This window comes from Streptomyces djakartensis (assembly GCF_014651075.1).
Taxonomy (GTDB): Bacteria; Actinomycetota; Actinomycetes; order Streptomycetales; family Streptomycetaceae; genus Streptomyces; species Streptomyces djakartensis.
Genome location: NZ_BMWE01000008.1, coordinates 100,673 through 122,601 on the forward strand (window position 1 = coordinate 100,673; position 21,929 = coordinate 122,601).

Annotated in this window: 21 protein-coding genes, 1 tRNA gene and 1 pseudogene; 11 read left to right on the forward strand and 12 right to left on the reverse strand. The window is 68.4% G+C overall.

What is annotated here, in order from left to right:
* Positions 1-34: 34 nt before the first annotated feature.
* The 3 genes from IE212_RS15600 to IE212_RS15610 form a co-directional block, all read right to left on the reverse strand.
* On the reverse strand, positions 35-868 hold the full coding sequence (locus tag IE212_RS15600) for an ATP-binding cassette domain-containing protein (protein WP_190198434.1): 834 nt from the start codon (positions 866-868) through the stop codon (positions 35-37).
* Positions 865-1,878 carry an ABC transporter permease gene (locus IE212_RS15605; protein ID WP_190198435.1) on the reverse strand — a complete coding sequence of 338 codons (1,014 nt, stop codon included), beginning with the start codon at positions 1,876-1,878 and terminating at the stop codon, positions 865-867. Before IE212_RS15605 ends, IE212_RS15600 begins: the two co-directional genes overlap by 4 nt.
* 143 nt (positions 1,879-2,021) lie before the next feature.
* Entirely contained in the window at positions 2,022-3,044 is a 1,023-nt protein-coding gene (locus IE212_RS15610; protein WP_190198436.1) for a sugar ABC transporter substrate-binding protein, read from the reverse strand.
* A gap of 281 nt (positions 3,045-3,325) precedes the next feature.
* On the opposite strand from IE212_RS15610, the gene IE212_RS15615 reads away from it, so the two are divergent.
* The 3 genes from IE212_RS15615 to IE212_RS15625 all read left to right on the forward strand — a co-directional run bounded on the left by IE212_RS15615 (position 3,326) and on the right by IE212_RS15625 (position 6,975).
* Positions 3,326-4,312: a carbohydrate kinase family protein gene (locus IE212_RS15615; RefSeq protein WP_190198437.1), complete on the forward strand. Its 987-nt coding sequence runs from the start codon at positions 3,326-3,328 to the stop codon at positions 4,310-4,312.
* 14 nt (positions 4,313-4,326) lie between these two features.
* Entirely contained in the window at positions 4,327-4,629 is a 303-nt protein-coding gene (locus IE212_RS15620) for a putative quinol monooxygenase (protein WP_190198438.1), read from the forward strand.
* A gap of 174 nt (positions 4,630-4,803) precedes the next feature.
* Complete coding sequence (locus tag IE212_RS15625; protein ID WP_190198439.1) at positions 4,804-6,975, forward strand: TerD family protein; 2,172 nt, start codon at positions 4,804-4,806, stop codon at positions 6,973-6,975.
* Between the two features lie 170 nt (positions 6,976-7,145).
* On the opposite strand, the gene IE212_RS15630 is transcribed toward IE212_RS15625, so the two are convergent.
* Both IE212_RS15630 and IE212_RS15635 read right to left on the reverse strand, forming a co-directional pair.
* Positions 7,146-9,716, reverse strand: coding sequence for a glycoside hydrolase family 32 protein (locus IE212_RS15630; RefSeq protein ID WP_190198440.1), 2,571 nt, complete (start codon positions 9,714-9,716; stop codon positions 7,146-7,148).
* A 251-nt stretch (positions 9,717-9,967) separates the two neighbouring features.
* Complete coding sequence (locus IE212_RS15635) at positions 9,968-10,588, reverse strand: LysE family translocator (RefSeq protein ID WP_190198441.1); 621 nt, start codon at positions 10,586-10,588, stop codon at positions 9,968-9,970.
* A gap of 424 nt (positions 10,589-11,012) precedes the next feature.
* Between IE212_RS15635 and IE212_RS15640 the strand changes: the two genes are divergently transcribed.
* The 3 genes from IE212_RS15640 to IE212_RS15650 all read left to right on the forward strand — a co-directional run bounded on the left by IE212_RS15640 (position 11,013) and on the right by IE212_RS15650 (position 13,318).
* Positions 11,013-11,576: a DUF2243 domain-containing protein gene (locus IE212_RS15640; protein WP_190198442.1), complete on the forward strand. Its 564-nt coding sequence runs from the start codon at positions 11,013-11,015 to the stop codon at positions 11,574-11,576.
* On the forward strand, positions 11,576-12,409 hold the full coding sequence (locus IE212_RS15645; protein WP_190198443.1) for a cytochrome c oxidase assembly protein: 834 nt from the start codon (positions 11,576-11,578) through the stop codon (positions 12,407-12,409). Before IE212_RS15640 ends, IE212_RS15645 begins: the two co-directional genes overlap by 1 nt.
* 120 nt (positions 12,410-12,529) lie before the next feature.
* Positions 12,530-13,318 carry a tetratricopeptide repeat protein gene (locus tag IE212_RS15650; RefSeq protein WP_190198444.1) on the forward strand — a complete coding sequence of 263 codons (789 nt, stop codon included), beginning with the start codon at positions 12,530-12,532 and terminating at the stop codon, positions 13,316-13,318.
* 167 nt (positions 13,319-13,485) lie between these two features.
* Here IE212_RS15650 and IE212_RS15655 read toward each other — a convergent pair whose 3' ends face one another.
* Together IE212_RS15655 and IE212_RS15660 are read right to left on the reverse strand one after the other, a co-directional pair.
* Positions 13,486-13,845, reverse strand: coding sequence for a DUF805 domain-containing protein (locus IE212_RS15655; protein ID WP_190198445.1), 360 nt, complete (start codon positions 13,843-13,845; stop codon positions 13,486-13,488).
* 174 nt (positions 13,846-14,019) lie between these two features.
* On the reverse strand, positions 14,020-14,301 hold the full coding sequence (locus IE212_RS15660; protein WP_190198446.1) for a hypothetical protein: 282 nt from the start codon (positions 14,299-14,301) through the stop codon (positions 14,020-14,022).
* 249 nt (positions 14,302-14,550) lie between these two features.
* Here IE212_RS15660 and IE212_RS15665 point away from each other — a divergent pair, with 249 nt between their 5' ends.
* A complete protein-coding gene (locus IE212_RS15665) occupies positions 14,551-15,177 on the forward strand; it encodes a hypothetical protein (protein ID WP_190198447.1) in 627 nt (208 codons plus the stop codon).
* A 218-nt stretch (positions 15,178-15,395) separates the two neighbouring features.
* Here IE212_RS15665 and kilB read toward each other — a convergent pair whose 3' ends face one another.
* Both kilB and IE212_RS15675 read right to left on the reverse strand, forming a co-directional pair.
* Positions 15,396-15,860: a plasmid transfer protein KilB gene (gene kilB, locus IE212_RS15670; RefSeq protein ID WP_190198448.1), complete on the reverse strand. Its 465-nt coding sequence runs from the start codon at positions 15,858-15,860 to the stop codon at positions 15,396-15,398.
* A gap of 176 nt (positions 15,861-16,036) precedes the next feature.
* Entirely contained in the window at positions 16,037-16,882 is an 846-nt protein-coding gene (locus IE212_RS15675; protein ID WP_190198449.1) for an SDR family oxidoreductase, read from the reverse strand.
* A 148-nt stretch (positions 16,883-17,030) separates the two neighbouring features.
* Here IE212_RS15675 and IE212_RS15680 point away from each other — a divergent pair, with 148 nt between their 5' ends.
* The 3 genes and pseudogenes from IE212_RS15680 to IE212_RS15690 all read left to right on the forward strand — a co-directional run bounded on the left by IE212_RS15680 (position 17,031) and on the right by IE212_RS15690 (position 18,700).
* A complete protein-coding gene (locus IE212_RS15680; RefSeq protein ID WP_190198450.1) occupies positions 17,031-17,423 on the forward strand; it encodes a winged helix-turn-helix transcriptional regulator in 393 nt (130 codons plus the stop codon).
* A gap of 108 nt (positions 17,424-17,531) precedes the next feature.
* A pseudogene (locus tag IE212_RS15685) lies at positions 17,532-17,960 on the forward strand (tyrosine-type recombinase/integrase); the annotation flags it as partial.
* Between the two features lie 428 nt (positions 17,961-18,388).
* On the forward strand, positions 18,389-18,700 hold the full coding sequence (locus IE212_RS15690) for a hypothetical protein (protein ID WP_190198451.1): 312 nt from the start codon (positions 18,389-18,391) through the stop codon (positions 18,698-18,700).
* Between the two features lie 424 nt (positions 18,701-19,124).
* On the opposite strand, the gene IE212_RS15695 is transcribed toward IE212_RS15690, so the two are convergent.
* A complete protein-coding gene (locus tag IE212_RS15695; protein ID WP_190198452.1) occupies positions 19,125-19,706 on the reverse strand; it encodes an HD domain-containing protein in 582 nt (193 codons plus the stop codon).
* A gap of 14 nt (positions 19,707-19,720) precedes the next feature.
* Positions 19,721-20,776, reverse strand: a complete 1,056-nt coding sequence (locus IE212_RS15700) for a helix-turn-helix transcriptional regulator (protein WP_190198647.1) — start codon at positions 20,774-20,776, stop codon at positions 19,721-19,723.
* Between the two features lie 272 nt (positions 20,777-21,048).
* Here IE212_RS15700 and IE212_RS15705 point away from each other — a divergent pair, with 272 nt between their 5' ends.
* Positions 21,049-21,576, forward strand: coding sequence for a hypothetical protein (locus IE212_RS15705; protein WP_229864348.1), 528 nt, complete (start codon positions 21,049-21,051; stop codon positions 21,574-21,576).
* Positions 21,577-21,669: 93 nt separating this feature from the next.
* On the opposite strand, the gene IE212_RS15710 is transcribed toward IE212_RS15705, so the two are convergent.
* Positions 21,670-21,783: transfer RNA gene (locus tag IE212_RS15710), tRNA-OTHER, on the reverse strand.
* Positions 21,784-21,929: the final 146 nt, after the last annotated feature.

Genomic DNA, 21,929 nt, shown 5'->3' on the forward strand with positions numbered 1-21,929 from the left:
CCTCGGCCGGAACATGCGGGAGCGGTTCGCGCTGTCAGGTGGCCTGTACTCCGGCGGCCTTCGCGGCCTCGGAATCCGCTACGACAGTATCGCCGGACTCGTCGACGGTGAGCGCGCCGGTCATGATGGCGACGACCTCCGCCATGGAGTAGTCGGACGGCTTGATCACGGCGGCCCGCCGGCCCAGCCGGTGGACGTGGATCCGGTCGGCGATCTCGAAGACGTGCGGCATGTTGTGGCTGATCAGAACGACCGGCATGCCCTTGTCGCGGACCCGGCGGATCAGGTCGAGGACCTGTCCGGACTCCTTGACGCCGAGGGCGGCGGTGGGTTCGTCCATGACGACGACGCTGCGCGCCCAGGCGACCGCGCGGGCGACCGCCACGGCCTGGCGCTGCCCGCCGGAGAGGGTCTCCACGGCCTGGGTGAGCGAGCGCAGGCCGATCTTCAGGTCGGCCATGTGCTCGGCGGCCTCCTGGCGCATGCGCTTCTTGTCGAGCATGCGGAAGGCGCTGCCGAGGATGCCCGGGCGGCGCAGCTCGCGACCGAGGAACATGTTCGAGGCGATGTCCATCGAGGCCGCCACCGCGAGGTCCTGATAGACCGTCTCGATGCCGTGGGCGCGGGCGCTCTGCGGGCCGGAGAACTGGATCGGCTCGCCGTTGAGGCGTATCTCGCCCTCGTCCGGCACCAGCGCGCCGGTGAGTGCCTTGATGAGGCTGGTCTTGCCGGCGCCGTTGTCGCCGATGACCGCGAGGACCTCGCCGGGCATGAGGTCGAAGTCGGCGCCGTCGATGGCGGTGACCTGGCCGTAGCGCTTGACCAGACCGCGGGCCTGCAGAACGGGGGTTGCGGTGGTGGTGGTCATCGGGCCTTCCTCCGGGAGATCTGGTCGACGGTCACCGCGAGGATCACCAGGACACCGGTGATCAGGGTCTGGTAGACCGAGGCGACACCCATCAGCTGCAGGCCGTTGCGGAACACGCCGACGATCAGGACGCCGATGAACGTGCCCAGGACCGACCCGCGTCCACCGAACAGGCTGGTGCCGCCGAGGACCACGGCGGTGATGCTGTCGAGGTTGTCGGTCTGCCCGGCCTGCGGGTCGCCCACTCCGGTGCGGGAGATGAGCAGCAGGGCGGCGATGCCGTAGAGGACACCGGCCACGGTGTAGACGCCGATGGTCAGCCGGGAGGTGCGGATGCCGTTCAGCCGCGCCGCCTCCGGGCTGTTGCCCAGGGCGTAGACGTGCCGGCCCCAGCTGGTGCTGCTCAGCGCGTAGGCGAGCAGGAGGAAGAGGGCGATGGTGACCAGCGAGCCGTAGGTGATGTCGGTCCTGCCGAGCGGGAAGGTCTGCCCGAGCGCCGTCAGCGGGCCGGGCAGGCTGCTGACCGTCTGCTCCTCGGAGTAGATGTGCGTCAGCGCGAACGCCACGTTGAGCATGCCGAGGGTGACGATGAACGGCGGCAGCGGGATCTTCTTCACCAGCGCCCCGTTGAGCATGCCGAAGCCGCCGCAGACGACCAGGCCCAGCGCGATCGCGGCGAGCGGTGGCAGGGAGCCCTCGGCGGCCATCTTCGCGATCACGATGCTGCCGAACGCCATCACCGCCCCGCAGGACAGGTCGATGCCGGCGGTCAGGATGATCAGCGTCTGGCCGATGGCCAGCGTGCCGACGACCATGACCTGCTGCACGATCAGCGAGAAGTTCCCGCCGGTGAGGAACTGGTCGGTCGAGAGGGAGAAGAAGACACAGGCCAGGAGCAGGGCGACCAGCGGGCCGGTGGTCGGCTGCGTGAGCAGTCTGCGGACCGTGGTCGGCGCTTTGAGATCCGCGTACGGCGTGGACGTGGAGGGTGGCGTGGACGTGGCAGTCATGCGAGGTCCTTGTCGGGAGACTGAGGTCCTTGTCGGTCCTGGTCGGACGGCGGGAGGACGAGGGGCGGCCGTCCCGGTCGGGGAGGAGGGGACGGCCGCTCCGCTGAGGGGTGTCGAACGGCGGCTGCCAGGGGGCCGGCGGCTCAGCCCCAGCAGTTGTCCAGGCCGTAGGCGGTGTCCTTGGAAGCGGCACCGTCCTGCGCCTTGTCCGTGATCAGGGTGACGCCGGTGTCGGTGTAACCCGACGCCTTCTTGCCGTCCTTCGCGTACGTCACGACGGCCTTGACGCCCTCGGCGGCCATCTTCAGCGGGTACTGCTGCGAGGTCGCGGCGATCTTGCCGTCCTTGACGGCCCGGGTGCCGGTGCAGCCGCCGTCGACGGAGACGATCAGGACGTCCTTCTCCCGGCCCTTGGCCTTCAGCGCGGTGTACGCGCCCAGGGCGGCGGGCTCGTTGATGGTGTACACGACGTTGATGTCGGGCGCCTTCTGCAGGCAGTTCTCCATCGCGGTCTGGCCCTTGGCCTGGTCGCCGCCGGTGTCCTGGGAGCAGACCACGGAGGGGTCGCCCTCCTTGACGCCGAAGCCCTTCAGGAAGCCGTTGTGCCGCTGCACGCCGACGGAGACACCCGGCGCGAGGTCGAGGGTGGCTATCTTCGCCTTCTTGCCCTTCATCGCGGCCTTGGCGTACTCGCCGATCAGCTCGCCGGCCTTGAGGTTGTCGGTGGCGAACAGGGCGTCGGCCGCGCTCTCCGGCTCGGTCGGGGTGTCCAGCGCGATGACCAGGACGCCCTTGGCGCGGGCCTTCTCGATGGCGGGCACGATCGCCTTGGAGTCGCTGGGCGTGATCAGGATGCCCTTCACACCGGAGGCGACCATGTTCTCGATGGCGGTGACCTGACCGGCGTTGTCACCGTCGAACTTGCCCGCGGCGGTGGACAGTTTGACGCCGTTCTCCTTGGCGGCCTTCTCCGCGCCCTCCCTCATCTTCACGAAGAACGGGTTGGTGTCGGTCTTGGTGATCAGGCCGACCTTGACCTCGCCCGATCCGGAGCTCGCGGCGCCCGATCCGGATCCGGAGCCACAGGCGGTCAGGGCGAGGGCCGCGACGCCCGTGCACGCGGCGGCTCTGAGCAAGGAGGAGGGCAGAGAAGAGATGCGTGACATGAACGACTCCTGCGGGATCGCGGACGGGCGGCCGGCATCTGCATGCCGTCCCGTGGTGTCAACGATGACTTGTGACATCGTTGACACCGCTTGGCGAGGATGATGGACTCCGGTCCTCGGCAACGTCAATGCCTTGCACTCGTCACAAATCGGCAACGCCCCCATGGCCGCCGCCCGCCCGAAGCCGTTCGCCGGCCTGCCCGGGGCATGCCCGTCCCCGCCCAGGCCGTTCCACGAATCGCGCGTTCCACGAATCGCGCGTGCCAAGAGAAGAGCAGCCCATGAGCCCGCGCCAGATCACCGTCCTGGGAGAGTGCGTCGCCGACGCGTTCACCGAACCCGCGACCGCCGGCAACGAGCTCGCCCTGCGCGTGCTGCCGGGCGGCGGACCCGCCAACACGGCGGTGGCCCTGGCCCGGCTGGGCACGCCGGCCCGCTTCCTCGCCCGCCTGTCCGGCGACGTGTTCGGCCGCCTCTTCCGGGCCCACCTGGAGGCGTCCGGCGTGGACCTCTCGCACGCCGTCGACGCCGCCGAGCCCAGCACGCTCGCCGTGGCCGAGCTGGACGCCCGGGGCCAGGCCGCGTTCTCCTTCCACGCCCAGGCCACCGCCGACTGGCAGTGGACGAGCGCGGAACTGGCCGGGGTGGACCTGACCGGCAGCGCCTGTGTGCACACCGGGTCACTGGCCCTGGTCAAGGACCCGGGAGCGGCGGTGGTGGAGGACTTCCTGGCGGCGGCCGCCCCCCGGGCCACCATCAGCATCGACCCCAACGTCCGCCCGCTCCTGGTGAACCCCGACGTCTACCGCGCCCGGCTGGCGCACTGGTGCGCCCTCGCGGACGTGCTGCGGCTGAGCGAGGACGACCTGGACCTCCTGCTGCCCGGAACACCCCCCGAGCAGGCCTGCGACACCTGGCACGCGGCGGGGGCGCGGCTCGTCGTCATCACACGCGGCGCCGACGGCGCCCTGGCCTCACTCGACGGGGAGCGGGTGCGGGTGCCCGCGGTGGCGACACCGGTCGTCGACACGGTCGGTGCGGGGGACTCCTTCACCGCGGGCCTGCTGCACCACCTCGACTCCCGCGGACTCCTCGGCGGCAGGCTGACCGACCTGCGCCTCGGCGACGTCGAGGCGGCCTGCCGCTTCGCCGTCAAGGTCGCCGCGCTGACCTGCTCGGTCGCCGGCCCGAACCCGCCCTGGCAGGACCAGGTGGCGCCGCTCACGACGGACGCCTCGGCCGTCCGGCACCTCGACTCCACCCACTGACAAGGAGAGGAACCATGACGAAGACCCTGCTCGCCGAGTTCACCGCCCGAGAGGGAGCGCAGGACGAGGTCGCCCGCCTGATCCGCGACTACGCCCTGAAGGTACGCGAGGAGGAAGGCAACCTGGCCTTCGACGTCTACACCAAGTCGGCCAGCCCCCGCGCCTACTGGATCTTCGAGGTCTACCGGGACGAGGAAGCCTTCCAGGCACATCTGAACGCCCCGTACGGCGGCCCGTTCAACGCGGCCCTCACCCCGCTGATCGAGGAGGACGCCTCCGTGCTGACGTTCCTCGATCCGCTGGCCACCCGTCCCTGACGGGCGCCGGCCACGGGCGGCGGCGTCGGGCGCCGGCCACGGACGGAGGCCCGGAGCCGGACCACGGCGCCGTCTCGCGGCTGCCGGCTGGTGGCGGATGCCGCACCCTGGGGCCGGTCACGGGTGCGAAAAACTCCTGTGCGTCGCCTCGCACACCTCTGCGATCATCCACGAATGGCGCAGAGTCTCGAATCGCTGGTCATCCGGCACACCCACCGCCTGCCCGCCCCCAAGGGATCCGCGGGGGAAGGAGCCACCGCCGCCCGGCAGTTCGACGCGGCGCTGACCTCCGTCGGCTTCAAGCTCTCCGCCGAGCTGCTGGAGCGGCTGTCAGGGCTGTCCGAGGCCGCCGTCGTGCACACCGCCCGGCGAACCCTGGCCACCGTGGGCGAGATGGTGGGCGACCACGTCCGGCACAACGCGTACTTCATCGACTTCCCGGCGAACGTGCCGGACACCGAAGAGTTCTGGATGCGGTGCGTGACGAAGGCGCTCGCCGACGACACGTCGCGCGAAAGCGTGCTGGCGCAGCTGGCGCACGGGGCCCTGAACCTGCTCAGCCTCCCCACGTACGGCCGCTACCAGCACACCTACGAGGAGATGCTCGCGGCACAGGACGAACTGATCGCCTCGGCGGGCGACCGGGTGACCGTCCTGCACCTCGGGCGGGACCTGGACACCGAACTCACCGACCTCTACCTGGCCTTGGCGGGCAGCACGACGCCCCTGGGCGAGGACCGCCTGCGCGACCTCAGGACCCTCGCCGGCCGGTGCGCGCTCGGCCCCCAGCCGGAGTCGATCCCCGTCCGTGAGAACCGGGCGGTCGTCAACGAGGCCCGCCTCGCCGTCGGCGCCGACCTCCTGCTGGACACCGTCACCGACGTGCTGCGTCTGGCCTGCGCCCTGTCGGGCGGTGACGTCACGCTCCAGGAGCCGACCCGGTTCCGGACACTGCCGCGGCCGGTCCGCCGGAGGCTGCTCGCGGGCCTCGACGCGGTGGTCGCGGCGAACCCGGCGAAGCTCGCCGATGTGCACGCCCACCGGGAGCCCTTCAAGCGCCTCGGTGAGCGTCTCCACCCCCACGAGTACCCGCGCTGGCCGCACGCCGCCGACGTGTTCGCCGTGGCGCGGGGCGAGAAGGAGGCGCGGTCCTTCGACAGCCGCGTCGAGAAGCTGCTCGACGAGTACGACGTCACCGGTGCGGTGCGGCTGCTCAAGTCCGCTCCCGGCAAGCTGTTCCGCGCCCTGGACCTGCTGCTGCGCATCGCCGCCGACCAGGAGGAGCGGGACGCGGTGCTGGCCGCCGCGGTGGAGGTCGCTCCCCAGGTCTCCGGCCGGGTCGTCCTCTCGGTCCGTGAGCACTTCCACAACCGGGAGCGGGAGACCGACGAACCCCGCATCTTCGTCAACCGCCGGGGCCGCGCCTGGGCGACCCCCGACTTCCGGCCTCCGGTACCGGCCGCGGACCGCGACCGTCTGATCGCCGCCCTCGACGCCGAGATCCGCCGTCGGCTCCCGGCGCCGGGCCGGCTGCTGCTCGACCCCGACATCCTCGACGTGGCGCTGCCGCTCAGTGGCAGGGCGACCGCGGCCGGGTTCGGCGTACTGCCGCGGGGATCGGTCTCGCGGGTCGACGGCGAACTGCTGCGCTTCTTCGTGTACTGGAAGCAGACCGAGGTGCGCACCGACTACGACCTGTCGGCCCTGTTGCTGCACCGGGACTACAGCACCGACTCCTGGCTCTCCTACACGGCCCTCACGGCCGTCGGGGGCGAGCACTCGGGCGATGTCACCGAGGCGCCCGACGGGGCCTCGGAGTTCATCAACCTGTCCCTGGACCGCGTGGGCAGCACGTACATCGTTCCGCAGGTCAACATCTACGCGGGCGAAGGCTTCGAGGAGGTTGAGGAGTCGTTCTTCGGGTTCATGCTGCGCGACGGTGAGCAGAAGGGCCGTCCGTTCGAACCGCGCACGGTGCGGATGAAGTCGGAGCTGCGTGGGGCCGGCCGTGTGGCACTGCCTCTGGTCTTCCGGCGCGAGGACGACGGCACGTGGCGGGCGAAGTGGCTGCACCTGTATCTGAAGGGCGTCTCGGAGGCGAACCGGGTCGAGGAGAACCAGGTGTCGGTGTCCAAGGTGGTGCGAGCCCTCGTGGAACGCGAGCAGCTGACGACGAGGTACCTGGTCGGCCTGATGTCCGGCGACACCACGGCCGTGGACCTGTGGGACGGCGAGCCGGTACCGGAGGAGCCCGTGACGTACATCGGTCTCGAACGCCCCGAGGGACTGCACCCGGACTCCCGGATCATCACCCTCGAAAACCTGCGCGACTTGATCCCGGCCTGAGTGCTAGCGTTGCCGACGGCGAGGCCATGAAGGGGCTTCCTTCTCATTCACTCCCTGACTCAAGTTCCTTCGCTCTCCTCGCCCTCGACTCCGACCGAGAGGCGCCCGCGCGGGCGCCTCTCGGTCTCGGTCCTCGCGTGCGCCGACGGATCGTCCGAGTAGCGGACTCGTCACTGCCGGATCGACTTCAACTGCCACGCCCGCAGCTGGTCGAGGCCGGCGGTGCCGCCCTCGGCGAAGACCTCGACGCCGGTGCTGGAGGGGTCGGGGAAGACCTGGTCGGTGATCACGGCCTCGCCGTTGCCGCCGAAGACCTCGACGGACGACCAGTCGACGAGGATCCGCAGCTTGATCCTGCCGTTCTCGGCTTTCAGGGGAGCGCTCTGCACGCCGGGGAAGGTGCTGGCGAAGTCCCCGGCGCCGGATCGGGTGCGGTCGACGTACAGCTCCTGGGTGGTGGTGTCGTAGCCGATGACGGTCTCCTCACCGCCCGCACCGGTGCGCACCTTCAGGCCGAAGCGGTCCGCGTCCTTGAGGGAGAAGGTCGCCTCGATGTCGAGTCCCTTGCCCTCGGCACCGTGGTCGGCCAGGGACTTGGAGGCGCTCTCCACCGTGATGCCGGACGCCGTCGCCGGATCGCTCTGCCGGAGGGACTTCAGACCGCCCACCGGCTCGCTGGTCAGGCGGATCCGGCCGTCGATCGTGCGCAGGGCCATCTCCCGGGGCACGCTCTGCACGCCACGCCAGGGGGAGGTGGGGACGGAACCAGCGTAGTCCCAGTTGTTCATCCAGCCGATCATGTACCGCTTGCCGCCCGGCGCGTTCTCCCAGGACACCGCCGCGTAGTAGTCCCTGCCGTGGTCGGCCCAGTCGGCGCGCTGCACGACGGACCTGGCGGGCTTGTCCGCGGCGGTGAACTGGTCGGCCAGGACGTGGCCCCAGCCGCCGGTGTTCCGGTCGACGACCTGGATCCGCGCCTCCTTGCCGGCGTAGGGGCGCATGTCGAATGACGCCCAGTCGAGTGTCTCGCTGTCGGAGCCGGTGGCGGTGCGGACGACCTCGCCGTCGACGATCAGGTTGACGGACGTCTCCTGGGAGACGCGCCGGGCCTGGCTGTCGGACATCACGATGTGGTCCACGTTGAGATGGCCCCAGCCGCCGGTGTTGTCGTCGACGATCCTGATCCGCGCCTTCTTTCCGGCGAGGCCGCCGACGTCCCAGGACACCCAGTTGAGCCTTTCGGTGTCCTTTCCGGTGGCGGTGCGGACGACCTGGCCGTCGACGACGAGCTCGATCGCGGTCGGGTGGTCGGAGCCGGCCGGATGGTTGCCGCCACCGATGAGGAAGTCGATGTACTTCTTGTCGATGGTGAACTCGGGCGAGGTGAGGGTGCCGGTCGTGGAGTCACCGTTCAGGAACGTGTTGACCAGCCCGCTCCCGAGGAAGCCGGAGACCTGCTGCTGGCCGGGAAGCGTGCCGCCGGCCGGCGCGGCGCCGAAGGCGTCCCCGGTCGCCGTCCAGCCGCCGTAGCTGCCGCCCTCGAAGTCGGCGAGGACCGTGCCCTCGGGCGGAGCCGCGTCCAGCACGGTTCCCTCCTCGTGCGGATGACGTCCGCCACCGATCCTGAAGTTGAGGTAGGGACTGTTCACGGTGAAGGCCGGGGAGGTGAGGACGCCGGTCGCGCCGTCACCGCCGTGGAAACTGTTGGCGAGGCCCTTGCCGTCGAAGCCCGCGACGGTCCCCTGACCGTCCACCGCCCCGGTCGCGGGCCCCTGCCCGAACGCGGTTCCGGTCGTCGTCCACTCACCGAAGCCGCCGCCTTCGAAGTCCTGCACGACCTCGCCCGTGGGCGGGGTGTAGGTGCCCTTGTCCTCGGGGGTGAACTTCCTGCCGTCGAAGTCGCCGACGAAGTACTGGGCCGCCGAACCCCCCGCGATACCACCGGGATTGAGATTCACGACCAGGACCCACTTGATGTTGTCCGGGTCCCCGTCGACGGCGAGGGGGAACAGATCGGGGCACTCCCACACACCGCCCGTCGCACCGGCCGGCCCGAACTCGCTGAGCAGGTCCCAGTCCTTGAGGTTCCTGGACGAGTAGAACCGCACCTTGTGCTCGGCGGACAGCGACACGGTCATCAGCCAGCTCTTCGTCGGCGCGTACCACTGGACCTTCGGGTCACGGAAGTCCTTGGACCCGATGCCGATGACCGGATTCCCCTGGTACTTGGTCCAGGTGCGGCCCCGGTCGGTGCTGTAGGCGAGTGACTGGGCCTGCTCGCCGCCGTCTCTGTAGGCGCTGGTGTAGATCGCCACCATGGGCGGGTTCGTCTTCGTGCCGAACCCGGTGGAGTTGCCCCAGTCGACGACCGCGCCGCCGGAGAACACCATCTCCTCGTCGTCGTGCGACAGGGCGAGCGGCAACTCCTCCCAGTGCACCAGGTCCTTGCTCACCGCGTGGCCCCAGGACATGTCGCCCCAGGAGTTCCCGTTCGGGTTGTACTGGTAGAAGAGGTGGTACTCGCCCTTGTAGTACACGAGGCCGTTGGGGTCGTTCATCCAGTTCTTGCGCGGGGTGAAGTGGAACTGCGGCCGGTAGGTCTCGGTGTACGCGGGGGTGCCGGCCGCGACGGTCTGAGCGGTGAGCGGTGTGGCGAGCGGGGGTGCCGCCAGGGCGTAGACGGTCGCCACCACCGCCATCATCCGTATGCGGGCATTCCGGGATACGCGTACACGGCTCATGGTGCCTCCTTGTCCCGCGGCCGTCCGCGCGGCGGTGACCGCGGCTCCCGCGCACGGACGGACCGAAAAGTGACATCCCGGACCGACGCCGGCCTCCACGCCGCCGACCCAAGGCTGTCATCGTTGACTTGTGTCATCGATGACAGCGAGTCCCCGATTATGGGGCGCCGTTCGGCCACCGCGTCAATGGTCCGGGTGCGATTGCTCCCCACGCCCCCGTGGTGGATCCACACGCCGCCATGCCGGAATGCTCATGGCCGCGTCGCGGCGACCTTGATGCCGAACCCGATCAGAACGACGCCGGTGACACGGTCCAAGGCCCGCCGCACGCCAGGCCTTTCGAAGAGCGCGCGGGCCTTGGCCAGCAACAGCACGTAGCCGCTGAGCCAGGCGAGGGTGAGTACCGCATGCAGGAGGACAAGGAGAGGCATTCCGGTGTGCGGCGCCATGCCGGACGGTGCGAGCGTGGGCAGCAGCCCCGTATAAAAAACTGCGATCTTCGGGTTGAAGACGTTGCTCACAAAGCCCGTTCGCCACGGATTTCCCTTGGGAGCCGGACCGGCTTCGGCGGGGGCACCGGCACGGTGGCGCCGACTGTGCACCAGCGCCTGCACTCCGAGGAAGACCAAGTAGGCGGCGCCGGCCAGCTTCACCACCGTGTAGGCGGTAGCGGATGCGGCCAGCACGGCCGCCAGCCCGGCCACCGTCAGCACGCCCCAGGTGAGCAGGCCGGCCGTGATCCCCCCGACCGTGCGCAGTCCGTCCCGCCAGCCGCATGCCACAGCTCGTTTCGTCACCACAGCCATGTCCGGGCCCGGAACCATGGTCAGGACGGCAAGCACACCGATTGCGGCGAGGAGCTGCACGAACATGCGTTCATCATGTCAGTCGGTGTCCGACCCCCGCTCGGGTATGAGGTATTGGCCTTCGCTCCGTCATGGGGGCGATGAACCGGAGCGGTGTCCGCGAGCGGGCGGAGCGCGCGGACGCGGCGTGGGCAGCGGGCGGCGTGCCGCACGACGGCTCGCAGGACGGCATCGCGCCGCGCCGTCCCCTCACCTCTCGGCCGCTTGAGGTCAGGGCGCCGTGGTGCCCACGACGAAGCGGCGACTGAGGCTGATCTCGCTCGCGGGACGAGCCCCGCCAAACGGCCGAAAGTTCGGCCGCAGCCTGGCCGGCGAGCTGATAGACCGTGACGAGGAACGGACTGTGTCGCACCCGAGTACGGCCGCCCGGCGGGGAACCCGCACAGCCGAAGGAGGCAACAAGGGTGCTGAGGGGACGGGAGGCAGGACGATGGTGACCACCGCGGGTGAGACCAGGGTTGCGGATACGGCTCCGGCCGGGCTGCGGTTGCCGGGGATCGTGCTGGGGGTGGGGCTCGGCGGGTTCGTCGACGGCATCGTCCTGCACCAGCTGCTGCAGTGGCATCACATGCTCACCAGCACCGACGACGACCGTATCGGAGTGAAGTACTACAACCCCGATACCGTGTCGGGGCTGCAGATGAACACCGTGTGGGACGGCATCTTCCACGTGGTGTGCTGGCTCGCCGTCCTGACCGGGCTCGCGATCCTGTACTCCAGGGTGACCCACAACCGGCGCCGCGTGTGGACCTCCCGGGTGCTGTGGGGCTGGGTCCTCGCCGGCTGGGGGCTGTTCAACCTCGTCGAGGGCGTACTGAACCACCACATCCTGGGCATCCACCACGTCCACGCCGGTGACGGCCGGATCTGGTGGGACCTGGGCTTCCTGCTGCTCGGCGCTCTGCTGATGGCCGGCGGCCGGCTGCTCCAGCGCGGCGGACAGCCCTTCGACCCCGAGGCCCCCGCCGCCAGCCAGACGCGGCGGACCGCCTGATGCACCACGAGCACCTCGTCCCCGCACATGACCCGGCCGGCAGTGTGCCGGAGACACTGCCGCCCGCCCTCGCGCTACTGCTGTGCGCCGGTACGTATCTGTACCTGGCCCAGCGGGCACGGCTCCGCAATCCGGTACGAGGCTGGAGCCGTCGGCGCACCGCGGGCTTCCTCACCGGACTGGCCCTGCTGGCTACGGCACTTCTGCCGCCGGTCGCCCCGTTCGCGCACGCCGATTTCCGTGGGCACATGCTGCAGCACCTGCTGATCGGCATGTACGCACCGCTCGCCCTGGTGCTCGGCGCCCCCGTCACCCTGCTGCTGCGCACACTGCCCACCGCTCACGCTCGCCGGCTCACCGCCGTCGTCCACAGCCGCCCCGTGCGGCTGGTGGCCAACCCGGCCGTCGCCCTTGTGCTGTCCACCGGCGGCCTCGCGGTCCTCTACTTCACCCCCCTCTACAACGCCGCCACGGCCCACCCGGCCGGGCACTGGCTGCTGCACCTGCACTTTCTGCTGTCGGGGTGCCTCTTCGCCTACGTGATCGCCGGAGTCGACCCCGCGCCGGCCCGGCCCGGCGTCCGAGCCCGTCTGGTCTGGCTGGGCGTGGCCATCGCCGCCCACGCGGTGATCTCGCAGTTGATGTACGGCGGCTTCTGGGTCGACGTCCACGCCCCCGTGCCCGAAGTCCAGGGCGGTGCGGAGATCATGTACTACGGCGGCGACATCGCCGAACTGCTCCTCGCCGCTGCCCTCGTCACGACCTGGCGCCCACAGGCCCGCACCCGCCCCTCGCCGGACGGCTCACCTGCCCGAGGCGCCGCCCCGGTGTGAGAGTCCGGACACTGGGCTGCCGGCCACCTCCTTGCCTCTTGGCCGAGCAGCCTGCGCAGCATCCGTATGCTCCCGGTCATGAGATTCTTACGGCGGCGTGGCCGAAGCGACGCCCAACGAATGGCGGGAACGCCTGTGGCTGAGGCCAAAGCCCTGTACGAAGCCGGGCGTTATGCCGAGGCGGAGGCCGAAGCCCGCGCCGTGGCCCGTTCGCGGCCACGCGACGACGCGTACGCAGCCGTGGCGCTGAACATCGCCGCGCTCGCGACGGGCGACCAAGGCCGCCACGCCGAGGCACTCGCCACCTACGACGAGGCGCTTCCCGCCTTCAGCAGGATATTCGGAGCCGATCACTGGCTGACCCTGAAGCTGCGCTCGGACCGCGCCCAGCAGATGACCTCGCTCGGCCGGTACACCGAGTGCGAGGCAGAATGCGCGGCCGTCGCCGAGGCCGCGGGCCGCGGTACCGGCCCGGAGATGTCATTCCTGGCAGCGGCCGCCCGCAACGGGCTGGTCTTCGCCCTCAACGCGCAGGGGCGCCACCAGGAGGCCGAAGCACTCGCCCGCGAGGCCCTGGCCGCCCATCGTGTACGTGACCGGGCGTCCGTCGTCCTGCGACTCGGCCTGGCTCGCAGCCTCAACGGCCAAGCCCGTCACGAAGAGGCCCTCACCGAGGCGCAGGGCGCCGACAAGCTGCGCCGCGCTCTGCCCGATGACCAGCGCCATCCGGATACGGGCGCCGTCGAACTGGCTCTTGCCAACGCCCTGTTGGGGTTGCACCGCGCTCCCGATGCCCGGCGCAAGGCCGCAGCCGCTCACGAAGCCTGCCTGGCCTCCTTCGGCCCGGACCACAGCCGCACCGTCGAAGCCCGAACGCTGCTCGAGCGCATCGACGGCACTCGACCGTAAGCGCAGCGCCCCTGCTCGGGTGGTACTTCGAGCCGTACCCGACCGCGGTGAGTTGATCGCTATCAAGCCTGCGGTTGGCGCAACTCTTATGAGAACGGTCATCAACGGTGGCCTGTCACCCCCTGCTGGGGCAGCAGGCGTGACAGGCCACCGTGAGTGAGGGAATGTCAGGCAGCCGCGGCGGCCAGCTTCGGGTTCGGGCCGTACCCGTTCGCTTCTCCCTTGCTGTCGCTGGCCAGGAAGACCAGCAGGATAATGGCGCCTACCAGCGGGATGAGGGCGATGAGCAGCCACCAGCCGGAGCGCTCGGTGTCGTGGAGGCGGCGGACGGCAACCGCGAGGCTGGGGAGCAGGACGGCGAGCTCGTAGATCACGGCGATGACGCCGGTGCCGAGGGTGCTGATGTCGATGGCCATCAGTACGACATAGATGAGCGAGCTGATGAGCGTGAACATCCAGTACTCCTGGCGGCGGGCGCGGCCGCTGAAGGTGGCGTACTTCTTGAGGACGTCGATGTACCAGTGCATGGGTCCCCCCAGGGACAAGAGCGGTGAGGCCTGTCCGAAAAGATCAAGCCAGCGCGGAATATAGATGGCTTGATTTCACCGGTCAAAAAGTTATCGGGCAGCGGCCGATTGGTGATCACAGTCAGGTGCATAGGGGCTGACTTCCCCTACTTTGTGATGCGTGAGTCCGTGACCTCAGCGTGCGTTGACCAGCGCAGCTGTCCCGGAGCCAGAAGGGGCGAGTGAAGCCGCCGACCCGGGGTCGACGACGGCGCCCGGGGCCCGCGCCTGCGAGCACTCGGCGAGCGCGGCGGACGGGTACAGCATTCCGAGGGTGGACCGTCCGAGCGCCCCGCGGTCGGTGAGCCCGTCCGCACGGCGCCGCGCGGCCGCCGTCGCGAACTCGACCGCCGAGGCCGGACGCTGTTGGCAGACGAGGCTCTTCGCTACCCTCCGGGCGGCCGCGCCCGTCCGCACCGGAGCACCTGACCGCTCGGCGGCGGCCGGCGCCCGGTCGGTGGGCGCGCCGACCGGCCGCGTACGCGCGTATGCATCGCTGCACCCCCACCGGCCTTTGCCACGCTGCCATGTCGTCGACCAGGGGAAGCCGCGCCGGCCGCGGTAGGCACAACCGCCTCCCCAAAGGCGCTTACTGCAAATTTCTCAGACTCCTTGTGACCCACCGCTAAGCTCGCAGCTATCCAGTTTCGGGTGGGGAGGCAGAGCTTGGACTTCTTTATCAACCACGGCCTGTCCTGGTGGCGTTCGCCAGACGATTTGGCCATGTCCTCTGACTACGCCTCGATGATGGCGTCGGCGATGGTCGCCCTCTTGGTGATCGGTGCGGTAGAGGTCGCGAACGCCATGCACTTCATCACCAGTGTCGACGACCGAGTCCGAGCCATGTATGCCTCAGAGTTTACAGAGGCCACTCAAGCGCTAAGGGACGGAGCCCAACCGCTGCCGCCTGAGCGCCGGGTAGCCCTGTTGCAGGCAGTGACCGATTGGCATCAGTTCCGCGATCGAATGGCGTTCTATGGTTTCGCCATCTATGCGCTTTGGTTGACCACCACTGCTCTCGACCTGACTACCCTAGGGGCTGTTCTGAATTGGGCAGCGCAAAAGAATGGAGCGGATGAACCAGGGCTGGCCCGGTTCTGCATCCTGAGCTGCGGTGTCAGCGTGCTGCTCGTCGTGATGCTTTTCCTTTCAAGGATGATGGCCGGCAGTTATCTGTCCAAAATGGAGAACCACCGCAAGAGAATCCGGGACGGTGGAATCGCTGACGAGGAGTATTATAGGATCGTCAGTCGTTTCCGTGAGAAGTTCCAAAGCGATCCAGAAGAACTGTGAGCCGTTCTTGGTGCGCTTGTCCGGGCCTATCCATGACACTGCACTCGCAGTCACGACCGATGGCGCCGCAGTCGACGTTGCCGACGAGCAGATCGTCAGCAACCCAATCACCCGGGGTCTCAAGACCCTCCGTGACCATCTGAACTGCTCTCTCCATGAGGCCTTGGATGTCTGGCTCTGCCGGACTGACCATACGTGCAGGCGCGTTGGCAGGCGTGTCAGAGATGGCGCTTGGACGCTCTGACCAGTTGACTGATGTCGTCGCGGGTCTTGACCCTGCGCTGGTCCAGTTCGGTTCTGCTGTCCGTCTTGGGCAGAGCTGTGACGTCCGCAAGTACAGCTTCTGCCGCCTGGCTCAAGGCTTCGTCATCGGTGAGCATCTGCATCCGGAAGAGGGCTTCCTGGGCGTTGGAACGCAGGTCGTATGCGCGGACTCGCACCACGCCGGGGTCCTCGTGTGGTGGTTGTTCGTGTTCGCAGAACCAGAGATGTACCAGGCAGCGGCGGTAGTTGATGAGTGCGCCGGCGTAGGCGGAGTAGGCATCGAGTCGCTCCTGGCGGAGCCTCTCGTGGCGGGTGAACTGATGCCCCTTGTCGGTGGTGCGCTGTTGAAACGCCAGGGTGAGCCCCGAGCCGAGTAAGGTCCCCAGAACGGCTATGGCACTGGCGATGATGGTCTCCACACGCCAAGCTGATCACGTGCCGCCGACCTGGCGCAGCACACTCCCCACCCCTGCTCAGCAGTTCTCCGGACCTGCTCACCTTGGATCCCCACTCCAAGGTGAGCGAACTGCCCGAGTGCGGTCGACAGTGGGACGTGAAAGCTCGACCAGGGTTGCCGTGGCCGGAGACAGCGGTCTCATCGGAAGGCGGCGATGTGACGCTGAGCCCAGTCGGCGAAGGTGCGGGGCGTGCGGCCGAGGACCTGCTCGACGTCGGGGCTGATGCGCTGTTCGGCGGGGGTGGGCTCGCCGAGGATGGTCAGCGTGGTCTCGACCACGGGCTCGGGCATGAACTGCAGCATCTGCGCACGGGCCTCGTCGCGGGTCTGCTCGATGAACCGGACGGGTTCGCCGAGTGCGTCGGCAATCGCCTCGGCCCGCTGACGGGGCGTGGTGAGTGCGGGACCGGTCAGCTCGTAGATCTGTCCGGTGTGGCCGTCCTCGCGCAGGATTGCGGCGGCGACCTCGGCGATGTCGTCCGGGTCGATGGTCGGCAGGCCGATGTCGGCGAACGGCGCGGCGACGGTCCTGCGGGCGCGGACCGACTCGGCCCAGGCGTACGCGTTGGAGTTGAAGCCACCGGGCCGCAGGATCGTCCAGGCCATGCCTGATTGCTGGACGGCGTCCTCGATGGCGCGTGCCGTATCCCCGTGGGAGGCCGACCGGGGGCGGGTCGCAACTCCTTGGGAGGACAGCAGGATGACCCGGTCGACGCCGCCGGCCTTGGCGACATCGAGGATGTCCTGTGGGCTCAGCAGGTGCGCGCTGGGGCCGCCGTTCTGCAGGAACAGCGCGTCGGCTCCGTCGAATACGGGCCGAAGGCTCTCAGGATCGACCAGGTCCGCCCGCCTGTACTCGACGTTCTCCGGCACATCCGCGTCCGAGATCCCCCGGGATGTCGCGGTCACCTGCGCACCAGTTGCCGCGAGGGCCTGCACGAGCGATCGGCCGACGTTGCCGGTTGCCCCCGTCACTACGAACATGAACAACTCCCGTTTCAGTTCAGCATGGTTGTGGCCACCCGAGTGGGCGGGACCGTCGTGGAGAGCTGCTCTCCGGGCGACACGGGGACGCTAACACCGTCGATATAGTAGGTACCTAGAGGAAAGTGACTATCTCAAGGGGGCGTGCGTGGCCGGCAATGCTGACTGGGTGGCAGCCGCGGAGACCGACCCGGAGCTCGCCTGTCCGACCAGTGCGGTCGTGGACATCGTGTTCAGCCGGTGGACGACGCCGATCCTTTGGACCCTCAACAGGCATGGCCGGCAACGGTTCGTCGAGCTGCAACGACGGATCGGCACGATCACACCGAAGGTACTGACCCAGCGGCTGCGGCAGCTGGAACGCGACGGCATGGTTGTGCGTACGTACCACCCGGAGGTCCCCCCTCGGGTCGAGTACGAGATCAGCGAGCTGGGTCGCAGTCTGGCCCCACTCTTCGCTCACCTCGCCGAATGGGCTGCCGGCAACCTGGACAAGGTCGAGCAGGCCCGGCACGACTACGACACCGATCCACCCGAGTAGCGCGTCAGCGAGAGGGCTCGATCCGTGTCGGATCTTCCGCTACCTGGTTGATCCTGCAAGCACGTGGAGCGAAGTGCCGGACTGGCGACTTTCGCAGAGTCCCAACACCTGGACAACGACGATCCCGAACGCCGCCGTCGCCGCGTAGTCCCTCTGCCCGCTCTCTGCATCGCACCCCTGCCCTGGCACCGCCTGAGGCAGGCGGACGCTCGCGCCAAGGCGGGGGAGAGGTGGCAGGAGTCGGACTACGTCTTTGCCACCCGCACCAGTCAGCCTGTCGAGCCGCGCATCCTGTACCGCTCCTTCACCCGCGTCGCCCAGTCCGCCGGCCTCCGTGTGATCCGGCCGCACGACGCTCGCCATGGAACGGCCACCTTGCTTACGGCGGCCGGAGTCGCGCCCCGCGTCGTGATGGAGATCCTCGGCCACTCCCAGATCAGCATCACCATGGACGTCTACACCCGCGTCGTTCAGGACACGCAGCGCGAGGCCATGAGCCACATGGATCCCCTGCTCAGGACCCCCCTCCGCGAGTGACCGCGCACGTTTGATGTCAGAAGTGGAAGCCAAAGGCCCCGGACCATGATCGGTCCGGGACCTTTCGGCTCGTGCCCCCGGCAGAATTCGAAACTGCGACACCCGCTTCAGGAGTTCGATCTACGCCCGCCCCTGATGCCATCGTTGGCTGGTCCGTCGGTTCCATTAGTGCAGCTGTGTGCCGCCGTCCGGGCTTGTTGATGTCAGCGCTGGATGTCAACGGAACAGCTCCGGAACTGGGCAGACCGCCGCGAGACGACTTACCTGTCGCAGGATGTCAGCGTTGGCCGTCTTTGAGCGTGCTCGTAAGGTCCGCGGGCGGCTCAGCAGCGAGGCAGCGAGGACGATGACCGAGCAGGTCGCTACTCAACGTGGTAGGTCAACCTGTAGTGCGCCTCGTCGGCTGTGAAGTCTGCTGTGAGATCTCCATGTCCAGCATCGAATTCCCTGATCGTCACTGCGCCCAGGTTGTCATCCTGATCGGGGCTGTCCGCATCGAAAAGTTCGATGCGTACGGATCCGCCGGGAGGAATTATTTGTTCGAGGTGCATGGGGGCGTTGTTCGGGGCATCTTCACCATTGGACATGGAGAAGATTCCGTGATCAGGCCAGAACCGATGCCCATTGGCGGTCATGTACAGTTCGTCGGTGCCGCCGTCATCTTCGGTTGCGAAGCAGTGGAGATTTGTAAGTACAGCTATCGATCGGGGCATAATGCCACCTGCTCACACGTCGTCTGAGTGGATCGACCAACCACCTGTTCGGTCGATACCGTTGACAGAGGAATCCCTCCGTCAAGCGTAATCTTCCTTTTAAGGATGCGCCATTGGAGGCAGGTCGGAGGGATTTGAAAATGACGAGACGGTTCAAAAATTGAGTATTTATCTTTATGGAGCTGCTTCGGGCATCGCTTCAGCAGTGACCCCTACCGTGCGGACGGTGCTCGGCTCATGACCTCCGGCCCTGTCCACGTGTGGGCGCGTCGGCGCAGCCCGCGCGGAGCGGGCCGAAGGCAGGAGCGTCGCCCGCGGCGGAGCCGGGAGCGCGCCCGGCGCAGCGGAGCGCAGCCGGGGCTTGAACCAGTAGAGAAAGTTGTAACTCAGTCTGTCGGCTGGGGCTTACGGCGGTTCAGTGCTGCTGGCGGTGGGCGAGTGACAGTGAGAGTCAGCTCAATTCGCCCAGCGTGCTGCGCAGCCAGTCCAAGGGGTCGGTCGCCAGCAGCTGGTCGGCCAGTTCGTTGGCCGTCTTCGTGACGAGGCGACCGCGGCTGTTGTCGATCCACCGCTGTGCGTGCTCGTAGCCCTGAGCTTTGTACTCGATGCCCTGCAGCATGCACTCCAGCTTGTCCGCGTCCCGCGCGCAGATCGCTTCGGGAGATTCCCGGGCCTCGTACTCGCTGATCAGTTCTCGCACAGTGGACGCGAGCGCCTCCGGCATGCCGGCCACCTGGTCGGCGGTGACCACGGCCGGGTCGGCTTCACCGGCGCCGTACTTCTTGGCCAGGTGGTTCACGTCTCCGGTCCTGGTTTCCTGCGAGTCGTGCCACACCGCCAGGAACGCGGCACGGGCAGGGTCCGCCCCCTCCAGTTTGGCGATGATCGATGCGATCAGCGAAGTGCGCCAGGAGTGCTCGGCAACGCTCTCCGGGTCGCGCACGCCCGCCATCCACCACCCGGTGCGTTTCGACTGCTTGAGCGTCCCCGCTTCGTACAGGAACCGTGCCACTTGGGTCAGCTCTTCGGCCACGGTCGAGTCTCCTTTCACGCCTCGGCAAGGCGGATCGCATACCTGATGCTGTCCAGTTCACGGCGAGCGCGAGCCGACAACCCCTGGCTATCCAACATCACCGGCAGCCGGTCGCGTAGGGCTCGGGTCGCTGCCCCGGACTTGAGCAGGTGCGGCCGGATGGCAAGCAGGGACCACAGGGAGTGGATGGTCAGTTCGACGTACCCGAGTTGAGGAGCCAGCCCGTTTGCGAGGTGGGAGAGCAGCTTGTCCCCGGGCCAGTGTCCAGGCTCGTGGGAAGCGATGAAGTCGTCGGACAGTTCGAGGTGGTGGCTCTCGCCCACCCAGTACGCCCAGTAGTTCAGGTTCGCGGCCTCGCCACGGTCGTCGTCCAGAAGGACGGTGTCGATGAAATGGCCCATTCGCTCACGGTCGCCCTGCCGCGCGGCGACGGCTGCTACGGAGCGGGCGTTCAGCCAGTCGACGAGCCAGCCTCCGGGCCGTTCCATGGCCTGCTGGTGGGCGAGCCACTCGGAAGTGTCCGCCTGGTCGTCATAGCCGGACAGGTGCAGCGCCTGGCGCCGGAGCAGGAACTGCTCCTCGCGGCGCGCCTGTTCTGCGGTCTCCCGCATCCGTGCGAAGAACCTGCGCAGGTCGGTCGCAGGCAGCTCGGGCGCTGACGGTACGGGTCCTCGGCGGGGCCGCCGGGGCGCGGGCAGGTCGCGAATAGGCTGTGGCGCAACCCGCGTGAGCGGCCACGCGAGGACCTCGACCAAGTCGCGCCGCATGACCCACGCTCCGAGCGGGCTCTGGTCGGCGGGTGTCTCCTCATCCAAGGCGCCGGCCAGGAGAACGTCAGCCTCTGTCGCTCTCTCAAGGGCCTTAAGCAGGGCGGGGGAGGTGCCCATCTGCATGAGTCGGTGCCTGTGCACGAGCATCTGCCCGACCGGCAACGCGGGCAGCGGTCGGGGCCCGGACTCCCAACCCGCGATCGTGTCCGGTGAGACCTCCAACCGCTCGGCCACGTCGTCCTGCGTCCGGCCGAGCTGCTCCCGGATGACCCGGAACGTGTATCCGGAGACGAGTCCGATCCGGGGGCGCGAGGAGGCACCCCGACCGCCAGTCGGGGTTCGTCCTGGAAATGACGGCACCTCAACCACCTGTCCCCGCGTGGACCACGTCCATACCTGTACCGCCAGTCACTTCATGCGCTGATCAGCGCTTTCTACCGTTCCAGTAGCGGCATGACAACTGAGCGTATAGGGAAGGTGTAGTCGTGAACGCCGATACGGCACCAGGTACTCAGCCGGGGGAAGCCTCGGGCGCACTCAGCGTTCTGCGCCCGACGGGGGCGGAGCCCGGCGTGTTCATCCACTCCACTGCGGACCGTCGCCTTGCCACGGAGCACTGGCTGCTTGCGACGTTGCCGGGCCCGCTCCGGGACCGGGCCCGGTGGGAGTGGGAGCAGCACCGGGTGGCGATACTGCCGCTAGGTGGGCTCTTCTCCGCCGTACGGATGCCTGAGCGCCTGCTGACAGCTCTGATCACCAGCGTCGAGGTTGCCTGCTTGGACGACTTCCTGACCGAGGTCCTCGGCGGCGGACCAGTGATCTGTGACCCGCGCTTCGCGCGGTACTACGCGCTGGTACCCGCCAGCATGCCGGCGACGCTGCAACAGATGGCCGACACGTGGAGTGCATTTGGGGTGGAGTGCCTCGGTCGGGGCAGTTACCTGGGAGTGCCTCGGATGGATGCCGTGAACCAAGAGCACGGGTTCGCCTCTTACTGGTCGGTGCCGATGGACGCGGCCGCAGTGCTGTGCGCTCCGCTCTCGGTCGCCCGCTTGATCGCCGCTGCACGGCACTGCGTGGACACGGAGTCCGAGGCATGAGCGGTATCCCGGGAACTCTCGACTGCCCACGTTGATGTCAGAAGGAGATGCCAAAGGCCCCGGACTATGATCAGTCCGGGGCCTTTTGGCTGATGCCCCCGGCAGGATTCGAACCTGCGACACCCGCTCTAGGAGTTCCATCAACGCTCACCCCTTGGGCCGTCGTCGTCCTGCCCGGCGAGCACCAGGCCGCGCGACAACAGGGGCTGTTGCACTCGGGACAGGGCGGAGCATCGCCGGGCGAGGGAGATCTATTCCGGGCGGCCTGGATGGCTTGTGCCTGGACCGGCGCTATCGTCAGCCCGAGGCCCTGGCCCCGTCGGTTCTCGGCCGCTCCGGTCCGCAAGTGTTGC

Excerpts from the sequence above, each read along its gene's own strand:
- IE212_RS15600 (WP_190198434.1), bottom strand. The coding sequence starts at position 868 with ATGACCACCACCACCGCAACCCCCGTTCTGCAGGCCCGCGGTCTGGTC.
- IE212_RS15605 (WP_190198435.1), bottom strand. The coding sequence starts at position 1,878 with ATGACTGCCACGTCCACGCCACCCTCCACGTCCACGCCGTACGCGGAT.
- IE212_RS15610 (WP_190198436.1), bottom strand. The coding sequence starts at position 3,044 with ATGTCACGCATCTCTTCTCTGCCCTCCTCCTTGCTCAGAGCCGCCGCG.
- IE212_RS15615 (WP_190198437.1), top strand. The coding sequence starts at position 3,326 with ATGAGCCCGCGCCAGATCACCGTCCTGGGAGAGTGCGTCGCCGACGCG.
- IE212_RS15620 (WP_190198438.1), top strand. The coding sequence starts at position 4,327 with ATGACGAAGACCCTGCTCGCCGAGTTCACCGCCCGAGAGGGAGCGCAG.
- IE212_RS15625 (WP_190198439.1), top strand. The coding sequence starts at position 4,804 with ATGGCGCAGAGTCTCGAATCGCTGGTCATCCGGCACACCCACCGCCTG.
- IE212_RS15630 (WP_190198440.1), bottom strand. The coding sequence starts at position 9,716 with ATGAGCCGTGTACGCGTATCCCGGAATGCCCGCATACGGATGATGGCG.
- IE212_RS15635 (WP_190198441.1), bottom strand. The coding sequence starts at position 10,588 with ATGTTCGTGCAGCTCCTCGCCGCAATCGGTGTGCTTGCCGTCCTGACC.
- IE212_RS15640 (WP_190198442.1), top strand. The coding sequence starts at position 11,013 with ATGGTGACCACCGCGGGTGAGACCAGGGTTGCGGATACGGCTCCGGCC.
- IE212_RS15645 (WP_190198443.1), top strand. The coding sequence starts at position 11,576 with ATGCACCACGAGCACCTCGTCCCCGCACATGACCCGGCCGGCAGTGTG.
- IE212_RS15650 (WP_190198444.1), top strand. The coding sequence starts at position 12,530 with ATGGCGGGAACGCCTGTGGCTGAGGCCAAAGCCCTGTACGAAGCCGGG.
- IE212_RS15655 (WP_190198445.1), bottom strand. The coding sequence starts at position 13,845 with ATGCACTGGTACATCGACGTCCTCAAGAAGTACGCCACCTTCAGCGGC.
- IE212_RS15675 (WP_190198449.1), bottom strand. The coding sequence starts at position 16,882 with ATGTTCGTAGTGACGGGGGCAACCGGCAACGTCGGCCGATCGCTCGTG.
- IE212_RS15690 (WP_190198451.1), top strand. The coding sequence starts at position 18,389 with ATGTCCAGCATCGAATTCCCTGATCGTCACTGCGCCCAGGTTGTCATC.